This window comes from Streptomyces armeniacus (genome assembly GCF_003355155.1).
Taxonomy (GTDB): domain Bacteria; phylum Actinomycetota; class Actinomycetes; order Streptomycetales; family Streptomycetaceae; genus Streptomyces; species Streptomyces armeniacus.
On record NZ_CP031320.1, the window covers coordinates 5,349,695 to 5,367,495 of the forward strand.

Genomic DNA, 17,801 nt, shown 5'->3' on the forward strand with positions numbered 1-17,801 from the left:
CGGCGCGCCCGTACGGCGGGCCCACGCCTGTACGGCGGGCCCACGCGCCCGTACGGCGGGTTCAGCGGAAGTCCGCCGTGTGGTCCGCCGCCCACTCGGCGAACGTACGGGCCGGGACGCCGGTGACGTCCTCGACCGTCGTCGTGATCTCGGGCGGCGTGCCGACCGAGGCCGCGAAGGCGTCCAGCATCACGCGCAGGAACGGGCGCGGCATGTCCGCGTACAGCTCCTCGGCGGCATTCTCCTCCGGCACCTCCTCGAAGCGGAGGGGACGGCCGAGGGCGTCGCCGATGAGCCGTACCTGCTCGGCGGTGGTGACGGAGGCGGGGCCGGTGAGCCGGTGGACCGCGCCGTGGTGACTGCCGGGGCCGCCCTGCCCGTTGGGGCCGCCGTCGCGTCCGGCGTGTTCGGGGCCGTCGTTCAGCAGAGCGTGGGCGGCGACCGCGGCCATGTCCCGTTCGTGGACCGGCGCCATGGCCGCCCGCGCGTACGGCCCGCGTACGACATCGCCGCCCGCGCGGATCTGGGGCGCGTACGAGAAGGCGTTGGCGGCGAACGCGTTGGGGCGCAGCAGCGTCCACTCCGGCGCGGCGGCACGTACGGCGCGCTCGGCGGCGAGATGGAACGCGGCGATCGGATTAGCCTCGTCCGCCGTGCCCCCGTCGCCGTGGCCGGAGATCGCGCCCGAGGAGAGGACGACGATCCGCCGCACCCCCGCCCGCGTCGCCGCCTCGACGACGCTCCGGGTGCTGCCGCCGACGGCGCCGACGTGCAGGAACAGGCCGGTGGCCCCTTCGAACAGCGCCTCCAGCCCCCGTCCCTCGGGCGGGTCGGCGAAGTCCGCGCGTACGGCGTCCACCGCACCGGCGCTTCCGCCCTCCGGCAGCCGGGTCCGGTCCGGGCGCCGGGAGAGGGCACGTACGGGGCGGCCCTCGGCTGCCAGTTGGGCGACGAGGGCGCTGCCCACGTTTCCGGTCGCACCGGTGACGGCGATCATGTGCAACTCCCAGGGGGATCGGGTCGCGAAAGCGAAAGGCGAAAGCGGCAAGCGAAAAAGGGAAAGGCGGACGGCCCGGAAGAAGGGCCGCCTCCAATCTGCAACTTCAACCTGGGTTCAGGGCAAGCGGCGCGGTCCGTCCGCCCCGCCCGCCCGCTTGCGCCCTGTGCCGCGCCCCCGCTCGCGTCAGTCCGCCGCCGAGAACGCCGCGGCCGTACGGAGCATCCTGAGCTGGCCGATCTCGGCGGCGTTCTTCATGAGTTCGGAGTTCACCCACCCCGCCATGTGCGCGACCGTGTACCCGGGATCGTTCTGCCACGGGAACGGGGCGACGGCGTCCAGGTCGGCGTCCGTGAGCGTGCCGAGCACGTCCAGCCACTCCGTACGCAGCCCGCGCAGCCACTCCACGGCCGCGTCGCCGTCCCCCGGCCAGACGACCGCCGTCCGCTCACGCGGCGCCTGCCCCCGCGCGTGGTCGAGGGTCACGGACCACCACCAGCCGATGTGCCAGCTCAGCCAGGCGATGGTGGGCACCGGTACGGGCTCGGGTTCGGTCTCGGAGAAGTCCGGCACCCACGCCCCGTCCGCGTCGGGGCGCACCGTCCAGCAGTAGGGCGTGGGTTCCCACAGGAAGTCGCCGGGCGTCAGGCGCTGGAGGTGGTGGTCGAACAGCGCCCAGGTCAGGTCGAATTGCGACCGCAGCAGGTCACGTCGGGACACGTGAGGGGGAGATGCGTGCATCGGCCGATCGTGGCACGCGGCCGCTCCGCTCGGCGCGCGGTTATTTCCCGCCGCCCCGGGCCCGCCCGCCGCCCCGGGCGTGAGCGTCCGGCTACTCCGCGAGCCGCGCCGGGAAGCCGCCCTTGGCGACCGGCCCCCAGCGCCGCGGCGTGACGCGGATCAGCGACTTGCCCTGCCGGACCATCGCGGCCCGGTACTCGTCCCAGTCCGGGTGTTCGCCGGAGATCACGCGGAAGTACTCGACCAGCGGCTCGACCGAGTCCGGCGCGTCGACGACCTCCGCGTCGCCGTCGACCTGCACCCACGGCCCGTTCCAGTCGTCGGACAGGACGAGCACGCTGACCGCCGGGTCGCGGCGCGCGTTGCGGGTCTTGGCGCGCTCCGGATAAGTCGACATGACGATACGTCCCTCGCCGTCCACGCCGCAGGTCAGCGGCGACGCCTGCGGAGCGCCGTCGCCACGGCGGGTGAGGAGGATGGCGCGGTGCCGCGGCCGTACGAAGTCCAGCAGCGCGTCGCGGTCGACCTTGGTGTTGCTCGCGATGGAAGGGCTCATGGCTGCGAGGGTACGGGCCGCGGCGCGCCCCGTCCGCCAGGGCCGCCACGGTGCGGGAGCCGATGTCACAGAACGGCACCCCTGTCCGGTCACAGGGGCAGGAGGTGGACCGATGACGACAGCGATGACGGCGGACGACAGCGTCCGGGGACGCGGATTCACGGTGGGAGTGGCCCTGCTGGTCGGGGCCGGTACGACGGTGACCGGAGTGTGGTCACTGGGCTGGCCCCACTCGTTCGCCGAACTGGTGGACTTCCCGCAGCACGAGCACTTTCTGCACGACATCGGGGCGTTCCAGCTGGGGCTGGGCGCGCTGCTGCTGCTCGCCTGCGTCTGGCACGACGCGATGGCCACGGCGCTCGCCGCGACCCTCGTTGCCAACGCCGTGCACACCGTCAACCACGCCATGGACCTCGACCACGGCGGCAAGTGGTGGCACATCGCCGTACTCGCCGCGATCACCGCCGCCGTCGCCGCCGCGCTCGCCCTGCGGCTGCGCCTGCTCGGCGGTGTGACGGGCGGCGTCACGGCGGCGACGCGGCCCGAACTGGCCCCGTTCGTACGGCAGAAGACGGTGCTCCTCACCACGTACCGCAAGGACGGGCGGCCCGGGAGCACGCCGGTGAGCATCGCGGTCGACGGCGGCACCGCGTACATCCGGAGCTTCGAGAAAGCGGTCAAGACGCGCCGGCTGCGCAACAACCCCGCCGTACGCATCGCCCCCTCGACCGGGCTCGGAAACCGGCCGGGGCCCGGACTCGGCGCGCGGCTGCGGCGGCTGGAGCACGGGAGCGCCGAGGAGCGGCGGGCACGGCGGATGCTCCGCACCAAGTACCCGGTGCTGCACGGGGCGGTGGTGCCGTTCACACACCGCGTGGCACGCCGCAAGACGGGCCGTACGGTGCACTTCGCGGTGGTCGACGTGGAGGCGGGCGCGGCTGCGGACGCGGGCGCCGGCGTGCAGCCGGACGCGCGATGAGGTGCGCCGGCGGTGACGGGCCCCGGCCCCGGCGCGTCAGCCGCTGTACATGCTCCGGAACACCAGGAAGCCCAGCACCATGCCGACGACCAGACCCGCGATGGAGACGCCGATGGCCGTGCCGGCCAGCCGTTCCCCCTTCGAGTTGGCGACGACGCCGCAGATGATGCCGGCGATCCCGAACCCGGGCGGGCAGAAGATGAACGCGACGGAGCCGAGTACGATCCCGACGATGCTCAGTGTGTTGGAGTTGTTCGGCGGATACTGCGGCGGCTGGTACGGCTGCTGCGGATATGACACAAGTCCCCCTCTTGCGTTCGCCGGCAGCATCACACGATAGGGGGAACATCCGGCCGCGAATACCCCTGAGTCCCGCGGACGGCACGGCACTACGTGCTCCGCGGAGCACCCAGGGAGGAACGCGACGATGGCAGCAGCGGCCCGGCCCCGCTATCTGGACGGGCGGTCAGGCAAGACGTACGACCTGACGCCGAGCCGCTGGCGCGGCGACGACGGCACACCCCTGACCGTCGAACCGCTGCCCGGCATCACCGCGGCCGGCGTGGACACGCGTACGCGCTCGCTGTGGCGGTACCGCGCGGCGCTCCCCGTGGACATCCCCGACCCCGTGACGCTCGGGGAGGGGTGCACGCCGCTGGTCGCGAAGCGGTGGGGCGGCGCGGAGGGCGCGGCGGACGGGGAGCCGCTGCACTTCAAGCTGGAGTGGTTCAGCCCGACCGGCAGCTTCAAGGACCGCGGCACCGCCGTGATGATGTCCTACCTCGCGCGGGAGGGCGTACGCGCCGTCCTCGAGGACAGCTCGGGGAACGGCGGCGCGTCCGTCTCCGCGTACGCCGCGGCCGCGGGCATCCGCGCCACCATCCTTGTACCGGAGGCGACTTCGCCCGCGAAGGTCCTGCAGAGCCGGGCCTGCGGAGCGGAAGTGGAACTCGTACCTGGCGCCCGCGAGGCCACCGCGGAAGAGGCACTGCGCCGCTCCGCCCGCACCACGTACGCCAGCCACAACTGGCACCCCTTCTTCCTGCAGGGCACCAAGACGCTCGCGTACGAACTGTGGGAGGACCTCGGGTACGTCGCCCCGGACAACGTTGTGACCGTCGCCGGAGCGGGCAGCCTCGTCCTGGGCTGCGACCTCGGCTTCTCCGAACTGCTCGCGGCGGGCCAGATCGAGCGCCGCCCGCGGCTGCTCGTCGCCCAGCCGGCGAACTGCGCGCCGATCCACGCGGCGTTCCAGGCGGGCGGCGACGGCGGCGCACCGCCTTCGTCCGTCACGTACGCGCCGACGATCGCCGAGGGCACCGCCATCCAGGAGCCGGTGCGGCTCCCGGAAGTCCTCCGCGCGATCCGCCGCTCGGACGGTGACACCACGGCCGTACCGGAAGCGGAGATCGAGTCCGCGGTCCGCCGCCTGGCCCGCATGGGCCTCTACGCGGAACCGACGAGCGCGATGGCGGCCGCGGCGATCGACCACTTCCGCGCCCGCGGCGCGATCCGCCCCGGCGAGACGACGGTGGTCATCCTTACGGGCTCGGGCATGAAGGCCCCCACGACGATGACCCGGCTCTTCTCCTGAACCGTACGCACCGTGCCGGTCCCCGCCGCCGAATCCGTGATGCCGGTCGTCGGGCGGCGGGGACCGGCATCACTTGATGCAGACCGACGCTCCCCAGGCGCTCGCGAAAGAGGCCAGCTGGCTGTGGGTCACCCAGACCAGCTTGTTGTACTTGCTGCTGGAGTCGGCGACCTGGTACTCGCCGGACGCGGAGCTGTAGTCCAGCAGCGCGATCCAGTGCAGGGTGTAACCGGTGGAGCGTCCGTTCCACTTGGCGCACACCGACAGATCGCCGCCGAGCATCGACACGCCCCCGGCGCGGACCGCCGACAGCGCGCCGTCGAAACCACCGGTCCTCGCCCGGTCCACACCGATCCGCTCGAATCCGTCGACCACGCCGGCCTCGTCGCCTATCTGACCGGTGCCGCGGGTGTCGTTGGTCATGCGCAGCACGGTGCGGCGGGCGTAGTCGATGGCCCCGCCGCGATGGGCGACGTCGGTCCACTTGCCGGGCTTGCGGCCCATCCGCAGCTGAAGCGCGACGAAGGCCGCCGGCCCGCAGTCGTAGGCCCACGTCGACAGCCCGCTGCCGGACTGTGCCACCAGCACCGCCGGCCCCTTCCGCAGGCCGTCACCCGGCTTCTCCGGCGGGCTGAACATGTGTGTCCAGGTGGTGTAGTTGACGGTGCCGGACGCCGTCAGCTTGCACGCGGACTGATACTTCTTGACGCTGGAAGAGGTCAGCGGACCGAAGTCACCGTCGACGGCCATCTTGTAGCCGAGCTTGACCAGCAGGGTCTGGACCGCCCGGACGGTGCTGCCGTTGCCCCAGCCCTCCGCAGCGGCGACCTTGTCACTGTCGAGCATCTTCTCCATGGTCAGCGGACCGGCCCAGCCGTCCTTGACCAGACCACGAGCGCCCTGGAACTTCGCGACCGACTCCTCGGTCACCGGCCCGTAGTAACCGTCAGCCGAGGTCTTGTACCCGTATGCGGTCAGCAGGTACTGCATCGCGGCGACGTTGGAACTCGTCGAGCCGGGTTTGAGGTCGATGTCGCGCGGCGACGGGCTGGACGCCGTCTCAGCGAACGCCTGCGAGCCGACGACACCGAGAGCGGTGACACCCGCACCGGCGGCGATGGTTCTCAGGAGAGTACGTCGTGTGGGCATCGGCCAGGCCTTTCTCACGTGGGCACCTGCCGTTGACCCTAGTAACCCGAACCCCACCGTGGCGCTACGACTTCGACCGATTCTCAGGCCGACGGGAACTAGGCCTTAGGCCTAGCGTCGCGTGACAAAAGCGAGAGCCTCCCACGTCACCGTGGTTCGGGATATCGTCGACGCCCCGCCGCGGTCGCGACGTCAGTCACCGGAGGATCGCCTTGGAGACGGTACTGCCAGAGACGGTCAGAGGCGCATTGCGCCTGGCCGACCGCCAGTTGCGGCTGCTGGCACCCGACGACGTCAACGAGATGTGCGCAGTGGTCCGCCGGGCCGCCGCCGCGATCGCACCAGTCGAGACGTTCTACGTGGGCCTCTACCAGGGCGACAACACACTGGTGCTGCCCTACATCCACAGCGCCGGCGAACACCTCGGCGCCGACACCTCCCGGTTCGGCAAAGGGGGAATGTCGCACTGGATCAAGACCCACGCCAAGCCGTACCGCTACGCCTACGACAACGGCCGCCGCTGCCACGCCGGCGCCCCCATGGGAGACGGCACACCCAGCCGCGACGTCGTCGCGGTGCCGATGTTCGGCCCCGAATCCGACACGGTCATCGGCATGGTCAACACGCAGTCACTCCGGCCCGACGTCTTCGACGACACCTTCGTGACCGCACTGGAGTGGCTGGCCCGGGCACTGGCACTGTCTCTCGACTCCGGTGTCCGCTCTCCGGCGCGGGAACAGCTGTACCGGGACTTGCCCGAACTGGACCACAGCCACCTCGAGTCCCCGATCGACATGCTGCACACCGCGACCGACTGCCTGGACGAGGTGGCGCGCTCGGTGGACACGCTGCAGTCACGCGCGGCACTGCTGGAGCTGGCCCAACTGCAGCAGGAATTGGGCCGGATCAAGGACCAGTGCCGGCTCGTGAGCACCGAACTGGCGATGATGGCCCTGAAGACACCGGCATCACACGACCGCCAGTACCCCGAGACACTGACAACGCGGGAAAGGGAGATCGCCGACCTGATCGCCCACGAAATGATGACCAACGCGATGATAGGCCGACGACTGTACATCTCGGAGAAAACCGTCAAGGCGCATGTCAGCAGCATCCTGCGCAAACTGGGCATCCGGCAGCGTTCCGAACTCGTGTGGTACTTGGGTGAGAAGGCCACCGACCGGCACGGGTAGGACCGCTGGACACGTCTCGGCGGCCCGGGGCTCCAGGTGGGGTGTTACGTGTCGACGTCCAGGACCGTGCGGCACAGGCCGCAGCGGGCGCGGACGCGGCCACGGACCGGGACGCGGATGCGCTGGTGGCAGGTCGGGCACGGGAAGGACACGCGCAGCGGCGAGTTGGCCTCGAAGGCGTACCCGGAGCGGCCCTGCGCCGCCGCGGCGTCGGCGGACCCGGACGGCGGCTCCGCCGCCAGGGCCAGCCGGCGGTCCCGCGCGTAGCGGCGGCGGCCCGCCCAGCCGGAGGTGGCCAGGGGCGGCTGGGACTCGTCGCGCTGCGCCATCGTACGGCCGGTGCGGTACGACTCGTACGCCTGCGGGCTGGTGAACCAGACCGCCGGGTCCTCCCCGAACAGTGCCGCCCGCTTGGCCAGCACGTACCCGAACTCCTCCGGAGTGAGGTAGCCGAACTTCTGCGACGACAGCGCGTCCTGCCGGAACGCGTCCAGCAGCAGCCAGCCCGAGCCGAGGTACGCGGCGGCGGTGTCGGTGAGGATCTCGTTGTCGCGGGTGCCGGGGAAGGCGAGGCCTAGGCGGTGCAGGTAGACGTGCATGACCTCGTGGGCGAGGGCGGCGCCGATGTCGCGGCGGTGGTTCTTGAACCGGGAGTTCAGCTCGATGAAGTACTCGGGTCCGGCGGCCAGCTCGATGTTCGCGGCGTGCTCCATGTCGCGGAAGTTCACGATCATCCGCGCGTCGGGCAGCCGCAGGTGCTGCACCATCGTGCGGGCCACGCGCTGCACGCCGAGGTACAGGTCGTCACTGTCGGCGAAGGCGACGTCACCGGGGGAGACGCTGACGTCGAAGGTGCGGATGGTGTCGTACGACAGCCGCTTGTACAGCGCGGTCACGGCCGCCCGTACGGTCTCGAGGTGCGGGAAGCCCCGCTCGACCGGGTCGGCCGTGCCGCCGTGCCGCGCTGCCATAGGTTCCACCCCCGCGCCCTGTCGTTCAGCTGTCACTCTACGGGCGGCGCGGGCGTTCTCCCCGGCCGCGGCGTCGGCCGCGGCGTCGGCAGTCGCGCCGGGGGCCCGTGGCCCGCGGCCGTGGCGGCACGTCCGCCACAGCAGTCCAACAGCTGCCCGCCTTTTGTCCATGGTCGCACCCGGCGCCGCGCCCCCAGGCTGGCACCGCAGCCGATGCCAGGAGGAGGAGCGGAATGCCGGAACAGGCGCAACCGGAGGACCCGGCACGGGCCGCACGCCCGGAGCACCCTGAGCATCCTGACCACCCGGCGCACCCCGAGCCGCCGCACCCCGCGCGGCGTACGGTCGTCGTCGCCGGAGCGGTGGCGGGTCTGGGCACGGCCGCCGGCTGGTACGGGGGTACAGCCGCGGCCGTGGCCCGTACGCCCGCCGCCGCCCGCGCCGGTGAGGCGGTGCTGCGCTCCGCCGCGCTGGAGGTGCGCGTTGACACCGGCTTCCCGCGGATCATCGACTACCGCGAGCGCGCAACCGGAGCCGTGCTCTACGGCCAGCCGGAGCCCGTCCGTACGCTCCTCGTGGACGGCACGGAGCACGCGCCCCGTGTCACCGCCGGCGCGCCCGCCGACGACCGGATCGGCTACGTCCTCGCCCTGCCCGGCGGCGCCGAGGCCGAGGTGGAGATCCGGGTCGAGGACTGGCGCGTGCACTGGCGGGTCACGCGCCTCACGGACACGCCGTCGCTGCGCGTGGGCACGCTGGAGGTGCCGGGCCTGGCGCTGCTGTCCGTACGCGGCGACCAGCCCGGCGCGTCCCTGCTCGCCGCCCGCGTCGAGCTGGACAAGGACGGCGACGGCGACACCCTCGTACGGCTGGCCGAGAGCGCCGAGAGCGCCGAGAGCGCCGACGGCCCCGAGGCCGACCCGGAACCGGTCGGCTGCGCGTACGCCGCCGTCTGGACCGGCGAACTCGCCGCCTCCGTCGAGACGAACACCAGCCACGACCGCCCGGACGAGGACGCCGCGTGGGAGAACGGACGCCTCAGACACCAGACCCTCGCGCCCACAGGCAGCGAAAGCGCCACCGCCCGCCTCACCTGCGGCCAGTGGACGCACCGCGCCGCCACCGCGCCCGCCGGTGACACCGAGCCGCTGCCGTACGCCACCGTCGTCCTCACCCGGGACCGGAACGGCGACGGCACCGCCGACTGGCAGGACGCGGCCATCGCCCTGCGCGAGGTCATGGTCAACCCGCTCGGCGCGGACGAGCAGCATCTGCGGGTGGTGCCGCACATCCCGTTCAACTTCGCGAGCCAGGCCACCAACCCGTTCCTCGCCACCCTCGACGAGGTGAAGCGGATCTCCCTCGCCACCGCCGGGCTGCGGCAGTTCACGCTGCTGAAGGGCTACCAGTCGGAGGGCCACGACTCCGCGCACCCCGACTACGCGGGCAACTACAACCGGCGCGCCGGCGGCCTCGACGGCCTCAACACCCTCCTCCGGGCGGGCAGGCGGTGGCACAGCGACTTCGCCGTCCACGTCAACGCCACCGAGTCGTACCCGGTCGCCAACGCGTTCTCCGAGACCCTCGTCGACAAGACCGACGAACAGTGGGACTGGCTCGACCAGTCCTACCGCATCGACCAGCGCCGCGATCTCGTCTCCGGCGACGTCGTCGCACGCTTCCGCGCGCTGCGCCGCGACACGGACCCGGCGCTGAACACGCTCTACCTCGACGTGTTCCGCGAGTCCGGCTGGACCTCCGACCGCCTGCAGCGCGAACTGCGCGCGCAAGGCTGGCGGATCACCACCGAGTGGGGGCACGGACTGGAGCGCTCCGCGCTCTGGTCGCACTGGGCGACCGAGACGGACTACGGCGCGGACACCTCGCGCGGCATCAACTCCCGGTTCATCCGCTTCCTCCGCAACCACCAGAAGGACGTGTTCGCCGACAAGTGGCCGACGCTCCTCGGCATCCCGCGCACCGGCAACTACGAGGGCTGGCGCGGCAAGATCGACTGGTCCGCGTTCTACCGGCTGATCTGGACCGACTCGCTGCCCGCCAAATACCTGCAGGCATACGCGATCCGGACGTGGACGGCGCACGAGATCACCTTCGAGGGCCCGACGGGCACGTCCGTCACCGACGCCGGCGGCACCCGCCGCATCACCACCGACGGGCGGCTCGTCTACGACGGCGGCACCTACCTCCTGCCGTGGCCGCCGCGCCGCGCCACCGACCCCGAACGGCTCTACCACTACAGCCCGGACGGCGGCCGTACGACCTGGCGCCTGCCACGCGGCTGGACGCGGCAGGACGCGGACCCAGCCGCTGACGCGGACGCAGCCGCTGACGGGGGCACCGTCACCGCGTACCGGCTCACCGCCCAGGGCCGCACCGACCCCGTACGCCTGCGCGCCGACGCCGACGGGCGGCTGACCCTGGACGCCGAGGCCGGGCAGCCGTACGTGCTGTACCGCGGCACCGCCGCGCCGCCCCAGCCGGAACCCGGCTGGGGCGAGGGCACCCCGCTGGTCAACCCCGGCTTCCACGCGGGCGGCCTCGACGGCTGGACCGCCGATGGGCCCGCCCGCGTCGAACCCGGCGCGACCGGCGACCACGAGCTCGTCCTCGCCCCCGGGGCCGCCGCCACCGTCAGCCAGCGGCTGTCCCGGCTGCGGCTGCGCCCCGGCGCGTACGCGGCGTCCGTACAGGTCCAGATCGGCGACGCGGCCGGGGAACGGCGGCGCGCCGCGCTCACCGTGCGCACCGGCGACGGCGTCACCGCGTCCCGCCACGCGGACAGCTCGACGGCCGTCAACTACGTTGCCGCCGACCGGAAGCACGGCACCCGCTTCCAGCGCCTGTTCACCCCGTTCACCGTGCCGGAGGGCGGCGGGCCCGTCACGCTGGAGCTGTCCGCGGAGGCGGGCGGCGTGCCCGTACGGTTCGACGCCGTACGGATCGTCCCGGACACGCCGCGGGACCGGCCCGGCTGGGGGCCGTTCGTGAAGGGCGACGCGGGCGGCGCCACCGACCCCCGTACGCACATCGCCCAGCGGCACGGCCGCTACACGCAGCGCGGCTGGAACGGCAAGGCCATCGACGACGTGATCGACGGCTACGAGTCGCTGAAGTCCCGCGGCGAGAACAAGGGGCTTGTCTACCGCACCGTCCCGCACACCGCCCGGTTCACGCCGGGGCGCCGCCACCGCGTCGAGTTCCGCTACGAGAACGAGAAGGCCGGCCAGTACGCCTGGGTCACGGCCGTCGACGAGCCCGGGCCGCGCGAGCTGTCCCGCACCCCGCTGCCCGTCGCGACCGAACCCGCCGTGCACCGCTACGAGTTCACCGCCCCCGAGGACGGGGACTGCTGGGTCGGGCTGCGCAAGACCGGCGACGACGGCAAGGCGGAGTTCGTGCTGGACGGCTTCACGGTGACCGTGCTGCCCTGACGCCGTACGCTGCTCCCCGCGGCCCGACCAGCGGCGAGGGGAGCACACGGTGGCGGAAGAGGCGGCGCCCGCAGCCGCGTACCGGACCTGGATGCGGTACTTCACGCCCCGTCCCGTCCACCACCGGCTGGGCCTCGCCTGCCTCGGCGTCGGGCTCCAGGAGGGCGCGCTGCCGCCCGTCGGCCCGCGCGTCCTGGACCACCACGTGGCGGTGGTGATCAGCGCCGGGCGCGGCTGGTTCCGTACGGGAGCGGCCCCCGGCGGCGCGGACGACCGTACGGCGAGCAGCGCGGACAGCGCGAACAGTGCGAACAGCTGTACCGCGAACGGCGAGGCGGCCGGGGCGCTCGACGTGATCGCGCCCGCGCTCCTGTGGCTCACGCCCGGCGTGCCGCACCACTACGGGCCCGACCCGGACGAGGGCTGGGACGAGGCCTTCGTCGACTTCACCGGCCCGGCCGTCGACGCGTACACCGAACTCGGCTGCATAGAGCCCGAACGCCCCGTGGTCCCGCTCACCGACACCGGCCCGGCGCGTACCGCCATCGGCCGTATCGCCCGCGCCGCCCGGCACGGGAACCCGCTGCTGGAACTGGAGTCCGCCGCGGCCGTACACGAACTCCTCGTCGCCCTGCGCCGCGCCCGCGCCGACACGGCACCCGACGGGACGCCCGTACTGCAGGCGCTCGCGCGCGACGCGTTCCTGCCGCTGTCCGTCTCCGCGCACGCCTCACGGCTCGGCCTGACCGCCGCCGAACTGCGCACCGCCGTACGGCTCTCCGCCGGGTGCAGCCCCAAGGACTACCTCCTCGGCATCCGCCTCGGACGCGCCAAGGAACTCCTCGCGGGCACCACGCTGCCGGTCGCGTCCGTGGCCCGCCGCGTCGGCTACGACGATCCCGCGTACTTCTCGCGGCTGTTCACGCGCCGGGTCGGGACGCCGCCCGTACGGTTCCGGGAGCGGCAGGGCCGCGCGGTGCCGGGCGGCTGGAGCGACCGCGTCCCGCCCCCGGACCGCCCGCCGACGATCACGCCGGTGGACGTCCCTCAGTAGATGTACAGGCTGTGCACGCCGGCCAGCGGCTTGGTCTCGAACCTCGGCAGCTCCGTCGCAGTACCGGTGCACCCGGCGCCGGAGTACAGCGTGGCGGGCTCGTCGGTGAGGTTCTGTACGGCCTTGTCCTTCGCCGGGTCGATCGCGTGGCAGCCGTGGGGGTTGGGCAGCGTCCGCTGGTAGCCCTCGAACTGGGGGATGAGCAGCGAGCCCAGCGCCGCGTGCGCGGGCTGCGCGGCGGAGAGGGCGAGGAGGGTCGCCGAGGCCACTGCCCCGGCCGCCGTGACAACGCGACGGATCGCCATCGGATGGCACCTTCTTCCTGCTGAGTGATCCTGCCTGAGTGATCCTGCCGAGTGGCGCGATGACAGGGCGTCAGACTAGCCGCGTGAGCGGCCGACTCCCCGCGTCGGCCAGGGAGTTCACCCGCCGGGGTGGAGGTGTGCGGGAAACCCCTAGCGCTGGGGGCGGGCCGCTTGCGGGGCGGTACGGGCGCGCCCCGGGGCGGTGTCCGTACCGGCGTCCGTACCGGTGTCCGCGCCCGCGTCCGTACCGGTGTCCGCGCCCGTGCTCGCGCCGGTGCCGTACGCCTGAGGCGGCTCGTCGCCGAGCAGCTCCCGCAGCAGCGACGGGAGGTCCGTACGGGAGCCGCGTCCGTACGCGGCGGCGTACGCCTCGTCGCCCAGCGCGGCACGTACGCGGGCGGCGATCCGGTCCACATCGCCCCGTTCGCCCGCAGGCAGCGGCGCGCCGGCCGCGGAGCGGGCCGCGGCGGCCGCGCCCAGCAGGACGGCCGCGGTCGCCCCGGAGCCGTCGGGCGCTCGCGCCGGAGGGCCTGGCGAGCGCGCGCCCGCCAGGCCCTCCAGCGCGAGCGCGATGCCGCGCGGGTCGCCGACCTTCCGCGCGGAGCGCAGCCCGTCCAGGTGCAGGGTGTGCGCGGTGTCCGGGTCGCCGCGCAGCTCGGCGACGAAGCCCAGTTCGGCGAGGAGCAGCGCGTTGCCGGGCTCGAAGTCGACCTGGCGGTGCCAGTCGAGCATGGCGGTCAAGTGGGTCTCGGCCGTGTCGAGTTCGCCGGTTCTGCGGGCCAGCAGGCCAAGGCCGACGCGGGCGTGCACCTCGCCCGTCTCGTAGCCGCGCCCGGCGGCCGTCCGCCGGGCCCGCTCGAACAGCTGCCGGGCCTCGCCGTGCCGCCCCAGCAGCATCTCGATGCCGGCCAGGCCCGACAGCCGGTCGGCGGCCACCGACCACAGCTCCAGTTCCTCGGCGCGCCGCAGCCCGTCGCGGTGCAGCCGCGCCGCCCGCTCGTAGTCCCCGGCGATCTCGGCGAGGGAGGCGAGCGGTTCGCCGGCCTGCGTCTGGCCCCAGGCGTCGCCGAGTTCGGTGAACAGGCGGGTGCTCTCCTCCGCGTCACGGGCGGCCGCGTCGAGCGCGCCGCGCAGCAGGGCGTGCCGGGACCGTACGGCGAGTGCCGCCGCCGTACCCCAGCGGTCGCCGGCCGCGCGCAGGCCGTCCAGCGCGCGGGCCGTGAGGGCCTCGCCCTCGGCGAGTTCGTCGCCCGCGAGGAACAGGGCGTAGCCGAGGAACCATTCCGCGCGCGCCCGCTCCCCGCGGGAGCCCGGGGCATCTGGGGCGTCCGGGGCGTCCGGGGCGCCCGCGGTGTCCGGGGCGTCCGCCCGGTCGAACCCCGCCAGCGCCTCGTACGCGCGCGCCGCCGCCCCGCGTACGCCGCACTCCAGCAGCCCCATGCCCGCGGCCCAGGCCCCGGCGCGCGCCGCCGCGACGGTGTGCTCCGCCGGTCCCGGTCCCGGTCCCGGTCCCGGTCCCGGCTCCGGGCCCGGCTCCGGGCCCGCCGTCCCGGTGGCCGCCGGCAGCGAGCGGCGGGCCTCGCGGGTGCGGCCGCGGAGGAACCAGTACCAGGTCAGCGAGTTGGCCAGGGACAGCGCGAGGTCCCGGTCACCGTCCCGTACGGCGCCGTCGAGCGCCGCGCGCAGGTTCGGGGTCTCGGCGTCCAGCCGTGCCAGCAGGCGCAGTTGCTCCGGTCCGCGCAGAAGCGGCTCCGCGCGCGCGGCGAGCGCCGCGTACCAGGCGCGGTGGCGCCGCCGCAGCCGGTCCGGTTCGCCCGCTTCGCGCAGGCGCTCCAGGCAGTACGCGGCGACGGACTCCAGCAGCCGGTAGCGCGGCGCCCCGTCACCGCCGCCCGGGGGCGTGACCACCGTGACCAGCGAACGGTCCACCAGCCGCGCCAGCAGCTCCAGTACGTCCTCACGCCGCACCCCGTCCCCGGCGCAGACCTCCTCGGCCGCCTCCAGCGAGCAGGACTCGGCGTGTACGGCGAGCCGCCGCAGCACGATCTGCTCGGAGGCGGTCAGCAGCTCCCAGCTCCAATCGATCATCGCGCGCAGCGTGCGCTGCCGTACGGGCGCGCCCCGGTGCCCGTACGCGCCCCCGAGCACGCGGAAACGGTCGTCGAGGCGCCGGGCCAGCTCCGCCACGCCCAGCACCCGTACGCGGGTGGCGGCCAGCTCCAGCGCCAGCGGAATGCCGTCCAGACGGCGGCAGATGGCGGCCGCGGCCTCCCGTACGCCCTCCTCGTCCAGCCGGAAGTCCGGTGCGGCGGCGGCCGCGCGGGCCGCGAACAGCTCCAGCGCCGCCGGCTCCGCCAGCGGCGGCACGCTCCACACCGCCTCGCCCGGGAGCGCCAGCGGCTCCTGGCCGGTGGCCAGGATGCGCAGGCCCGGCGCCGCCTGCAGCAGCCGGCCGGCCAGTTCGGCGACCTGCTCGACGACGTGCTCGCAGTTGTCCAGAACGAGCAGCATCCGCTTGTCGCGGAGCACGTCGGAGAGGCGTACGGGCTGGGCGTTACGGCCGCCCGGATCGTCGTCCCGTACACCGAGCACGGCCAGCAGCACTTCCTCCACGGTGCACGCCGCCTCGGGGTCGCCCGGCCGTACGAGACCGGCGAGCTCGACGAGCCAGACGCCGTCCGGGCAGCGGTCCGCGGGGAGTTGCGCGGCCGTCGCCACGGCCAGCCGCGTCTTGCCCACGCCGCCCGGCCCGGTGAGCGTGACCAGCCGCTCGGCCTCCAGCAGGGCCCGTACGGTGGCCACCGCGTCGTCGCGGCCGACAAGCCGGGTCAGGGGCGCGGGGAGGTTCGTACGGGGGACGGTCGCGGCGGGGGCCTCTTCCGTACGCCCGACGGCGCGGCCCGTACCGGCGTCCAGCTCCGGGTCCTGGCTGAGGATCGAGCGGTGCAGCGCGGCCAGTTCGGGGCCCGGGTCCAGGCCCAGCTCCTCGGACAGCCGCTCGCGCAGCGCCCCGTACGCCGCGAGCGCCTCGCTCTGCCGGCCCGCCGCGTACAGCGCGCGCATCCGCGCCGCCCAGAGCCGTTCCCGCAGCGGGTAACGGCCGACCAGCGCGGCCAGTTCGCCCGCGAGCCGGCCGGAACGGGCGTCGCGGTCACCGAGTTCCAGCCGCGCCTCGGCCTGTTCCTCGACGACGGTCAGCCACTCCTCCTCCAGCCGCACCACCGCGTCCCGTACGAAGGGCTCGTCCGCGAAGTCGGCGTACGCGGGCCCGCGCCACAGCGCGAGCGCCTCGGCGAACAGCGCCGCCCGCGCGCCGGGCTCGCGGGCGGCGCGCGCCCGCGCGGCCAGCTCACGGAACCGGTCGGCGTCGACGCGCACGCCCGTGTCCGTACTCGTGTCCGTACTCGTGTCCGTCTCCGTACGGAGCGCGTAGCCCGGCGCGCGGAACGCCACCAGCTCCCGCCCGCCCGGCTCCGCCGCCTCCAGGGCGCGCCGCAGCTGCGACACCTTCGTCTGGAGCGTGTTCGCCGGGTTCCCGGGCGGGTCCGCGCCCCACAGGTCCTCCACCAGCCGGTCCACGGACACGGTGCGGCCCTCGTGCACGAGCAGGTCGGCGAGGAGCGCGCGCACCTTCAGCTCGGGGACGCGTACGGGCCTCCCGTCCGCCGTCCACACCTCGAGCGGGCCGAGCACCCCGAATCGCATGCGGCAACCGTAACCGACCGTGCGCCGACCCCCAGCGACTCGTGCGCGGCCCCCGGCACGGTGGTCACACGGCCCCAAGAGGGGCCTTTGACCAGGAGAGAAGCCAGTCACCATGACGACACATGCACAGACACAAGCACAGACACAGGCAGAGCTGTACGCGGGCAGGAAGGCCGTCATCACCGGCGGCACGCACGGCATGGGCCGCGCCATCGCCGACCGGCTGCTCGCCGGCGGCGCGGAGGTGCTGCTCACCGGGCGCAACGAGAAGAACCTGGAGGCGGCGCGCGGCGAACTCGAGGGCGCCCGCGCCCATGTCGTACGGTCCGACGCCGCCAGCGTCGCCGACATCGATGCGCTCGCGGGCACCGTACGGGACCGGCTGGGCGGCATCGACCTCCTCTTCGTCAACCACGGCATCGCCGAACTCGCGCCGTTCGCGGAGGTCACCGAGGAGTCGTACGACCGGCAGTTCGCCGTGAACACCAAGGGCGCGTACTTCACGCTGCAGCGGCTGACCCCGCTCGTACGGGACGGCGGCTCGGTCGTCCTCACCCTCGTCGGCGGCGTCGGCACTGGCGGCCAGCCCGGCATGTCCGTCTACCTCGGCACCAAGGCGGCGCTGTGGGCTTCGGCCCAGACGCTCGCGGCCGAACTCCTGCCCCGGAACATCCGCGTCAACGCCGTCGCACCCGGCTTCATCAAGACGCCGACGATGGGCGTCGCCGGGATCAGCGACGAGGAGCGCGCGGGCTTCGAGGAGGAGGGCAACAAGGTGACGCCCATGGGCCGGAACGGCACCACGGACGAGGTGGCGGACGCGGCGGTGTTCCTGGCCACGGGGGCGACGTTCACGACGGCGGTCGCGCTGGCGGTGGACGGCGGGCTGATGCAGGGGCTGGCGCCGTTCGAGCACCCGTAAGCAGGGCCGTACGCGTAAGCCGGGCCGTACGCGTAAGCCGAGGCCGCACGCCAGCCCCGCCGGTGTACGCGCGCCCGCGGTGCCGCGGGCCGGGCATCCGCCCGGTCCGCGCCGCGGGCTCCGTACCCGCCGCCCGACCGGTTCGTGTCCGGGATGCGGCCGGTCGGCGACAGCGGGGCCGGA

At 73.8% G+C, this 17,801-nt stretch carries 14 protein-coding genes; 6 read left to right on the forward strand and 8 right to left on the reverse strand.

Annotated features, from left to right (window positions below; translation table 11 throughout):
* Positions 1 to 61: 61 nt before the first annotated feature.
* From DVA86_RS23355 to DVA86_RS23365, 3 genes are all read right to left on the reverse strand, one after another.
* Positions 62 to 997 (reverse strand): NAD(P)H-binding protein, encoded by a 936-nt coding sequence (locus tag DVA86_RS23355; protein ID WP_208881151.1) that lies wholly within the window; start codon positions 995 to 997, stop codon positions 62 to 64.
* A 186-nt stretch (positions 998 to 1,183) separates the two neighbouring features.
* Entirely contained in the window at positions 1,184 to 1,738 is a 555-nt protein-coding gene (locus DVA86_RS23360; RefSeq protein ID WP_208881153.1) for a DinB family protein, read from the reverse strand.
* 91 nt (positions 1,739 to 1,829) lie between these two features.
* Positions 1,830 to 2,294, reverse strand: a complete 465-nt coding sequence (locus tag DVA86_RS23365) for a PPOX class F420-dependent oxidoreductase (RefSeq protein ID WP_208881155.1) — start codon at positions 2,292 to 2,294, stop codon at positions 1,830 to 1,832.
* A 112-nt stretch (positions 2,295 to 2,406) separates the two neighbouring features.
* Between DVA86_RS23365 and DVA86_RS23370 the strand changes: the two genes are divergently transcribed.
* Complete coding sequence (locus DVA86_RS23370) at positions 2,407 to 3,273, forward strand: PPOX class F420-dependent oxidoreductase (protein WP_245997030.1); 867 nt, start codon at positions 2,407 to 2,409, stop codon at positions 3,271 to 3,273.
* 36 nt (positions 3,274 to 3,309) lie between these two features.
* On the opposite strand, the gene DVA86_RS23375 is transcribed toward DVA86_RS23370, so the two are convergent.
* Complete coding sequence (locus tag DVA86_RS23375) at positions 3,310 to 3,573, reverse strand: hypothetical protein (RefSeq protein WP_208881156.1); 264 nt, start codon at positions 3,571 to 3,573, stop codon at positions 3,310 to 3,312.
* Between the two features lie 127 nt (positions 3,574 to 3,700).
* Between DVA86_RS23375 and DVA86_RS23380 the strand changes: the two genes are divergently transcribed.
* Positions 3,701 to 4,867 (forward strand): threonine synthase, encoded by a 1,167-nt coding sequence (locus DVA86_RS23380; RefSeq protein ID WP_208881158.1) that lies wholly within the window; start codon positions 3,701 to 3,703, stop codon positions 4,865 to 4,867.
* Between the two features lie 69 nt (positions 4,868 to 4,936).
* On the opposite strand, the gene DVA86_RS23385 is transcribed toward DVA86_RS23380, so the two are convergent.
* Positions 4,937 to 6,016, reverse strand: coding sequence for a peptidoglycan-binding domain-containing protein (locus tag DVA86_RS23385; protein WP_208881160.1), 1,080 nt, complete (start codon positions 6,014 to 6,016; stop codon positions 4,937 to 4,939).
* A 212-nt stretch (positions 6,017 to 6,228) separates the two neighbouring features.
* Here DVA86_RS23385 and DVA86_RS35455 point away from each other — a divergent pair, with 212 nt between their 5' ends.
* Positions 6,229 to 7,209 (forward strand): helix-turn-helix transcriptional regulator, encoded by a 981-nt coding sequence (locus DVA86_RS35455; protein WP_245997032.1) that lies wholly within the window; start codon positions 6,229 to 6,231, stop codon positions 7,207 to 7,209.
* A 44-nt stretch (positions 7,210 to 7,253) separates the two neighbouring features.
* On the opposite strand, the gene DVA86_RS23395 is transcribed toward DVA86_RS35455, so the two are convergent.
* Positions 7,254 to 8,180: a hypothetical protein gene (locus tag DVA86_RS23395; RefSeq protein WP_208881162.1), complete on the reverse strand. Its 927-nt coding sequence runs from the start codon at positions 8,178 to 8,180 to the stop codon at positions 7,254 to 7,256.
* A 233-nt stretch (positions 8,181 to 8,413) separates the two neighbouring features.
* On the opposite strand from DVA86_RS23395, the gene DVA86_RS23400 reads away from it, so the two are divergent.
* Positions 8,414 to 11,632 carry an endo-alpha-N-acetylgalactosaminidase family protein gene (locus DVA86_RS23400; protein WP_208881164.1) on the forward strand — a complete coding sequence of 1,073 codons (3,219 nt, stop codon included), beginning with the start codon at positions 8,414 to 8,416 and terminating at the stop codon, positions 11,630 to 11,632.
* Positions 11,633 to 11,723: 91 nt separating this feature from the next.
* Positions 11,724 to 12,686 (forward strand): helix-turn-helix domain-containing protein, encoded by a 963-nt coding sequence (locus tag DVA86_RS23405; protein ID WP_208885061.1) that lies wholly within the window; start codon positions 11,724 to 11,726, stop codon positions 12,684 to 12,686.
* On the opposite strand, the gene DVA86_RS23410 is transcribed toward DVA86_RS23405, so the two are convergent.
* Positions 12,680 to 12,991, reverse strand: coding sequence for a hypothetical protein (locus DVA86_RS23410; protein ID WP_208881166.1), 312 nt, complete (start codon positions 12,989 to 12,991; stop codon positions 12,680 to 12,682). The two genes, DVA86_RS23405 and DVA86_RS23410, sit on opposite strands and share 7 nt — an antisense overlap.
* A 150-nt stretch (positions 12,992 to 13,141) precedes the next feature.
* Positions 13,142 to 16,696, reverse strand: coding sequence for an AfsR/SARP family transcriptional regulator (locus tag DVA86_RS23415; RefSeq protein ID WP_208881167.1), 3,555 nt, complete (start codon positions 16,694 to 16,696; stop codon positions 13,142 to 13,144).
* A 112-nt stretch (positions 16,697 to 16,808) separates the two neighbouring features.
* Between DVA86_RS23415 and DVA86_RS23420 the strand changes: the two genes are divergently transcribed.
* The gene (locus tag DVA86_RS23420; protein ID WP_208881169.1) at positions 16,809 to 17,618 is read left to right on the forward strand and encodes an SDR family oxidoreductase; all 810 of its coding nucleotides are present in this window, start codon (positions 16,809 to 16,811) and stop codon (positions 17,616 to 17,618) included.
* Positions 17,619 to 17,801 lie beyond the last annotated feature (183 nt).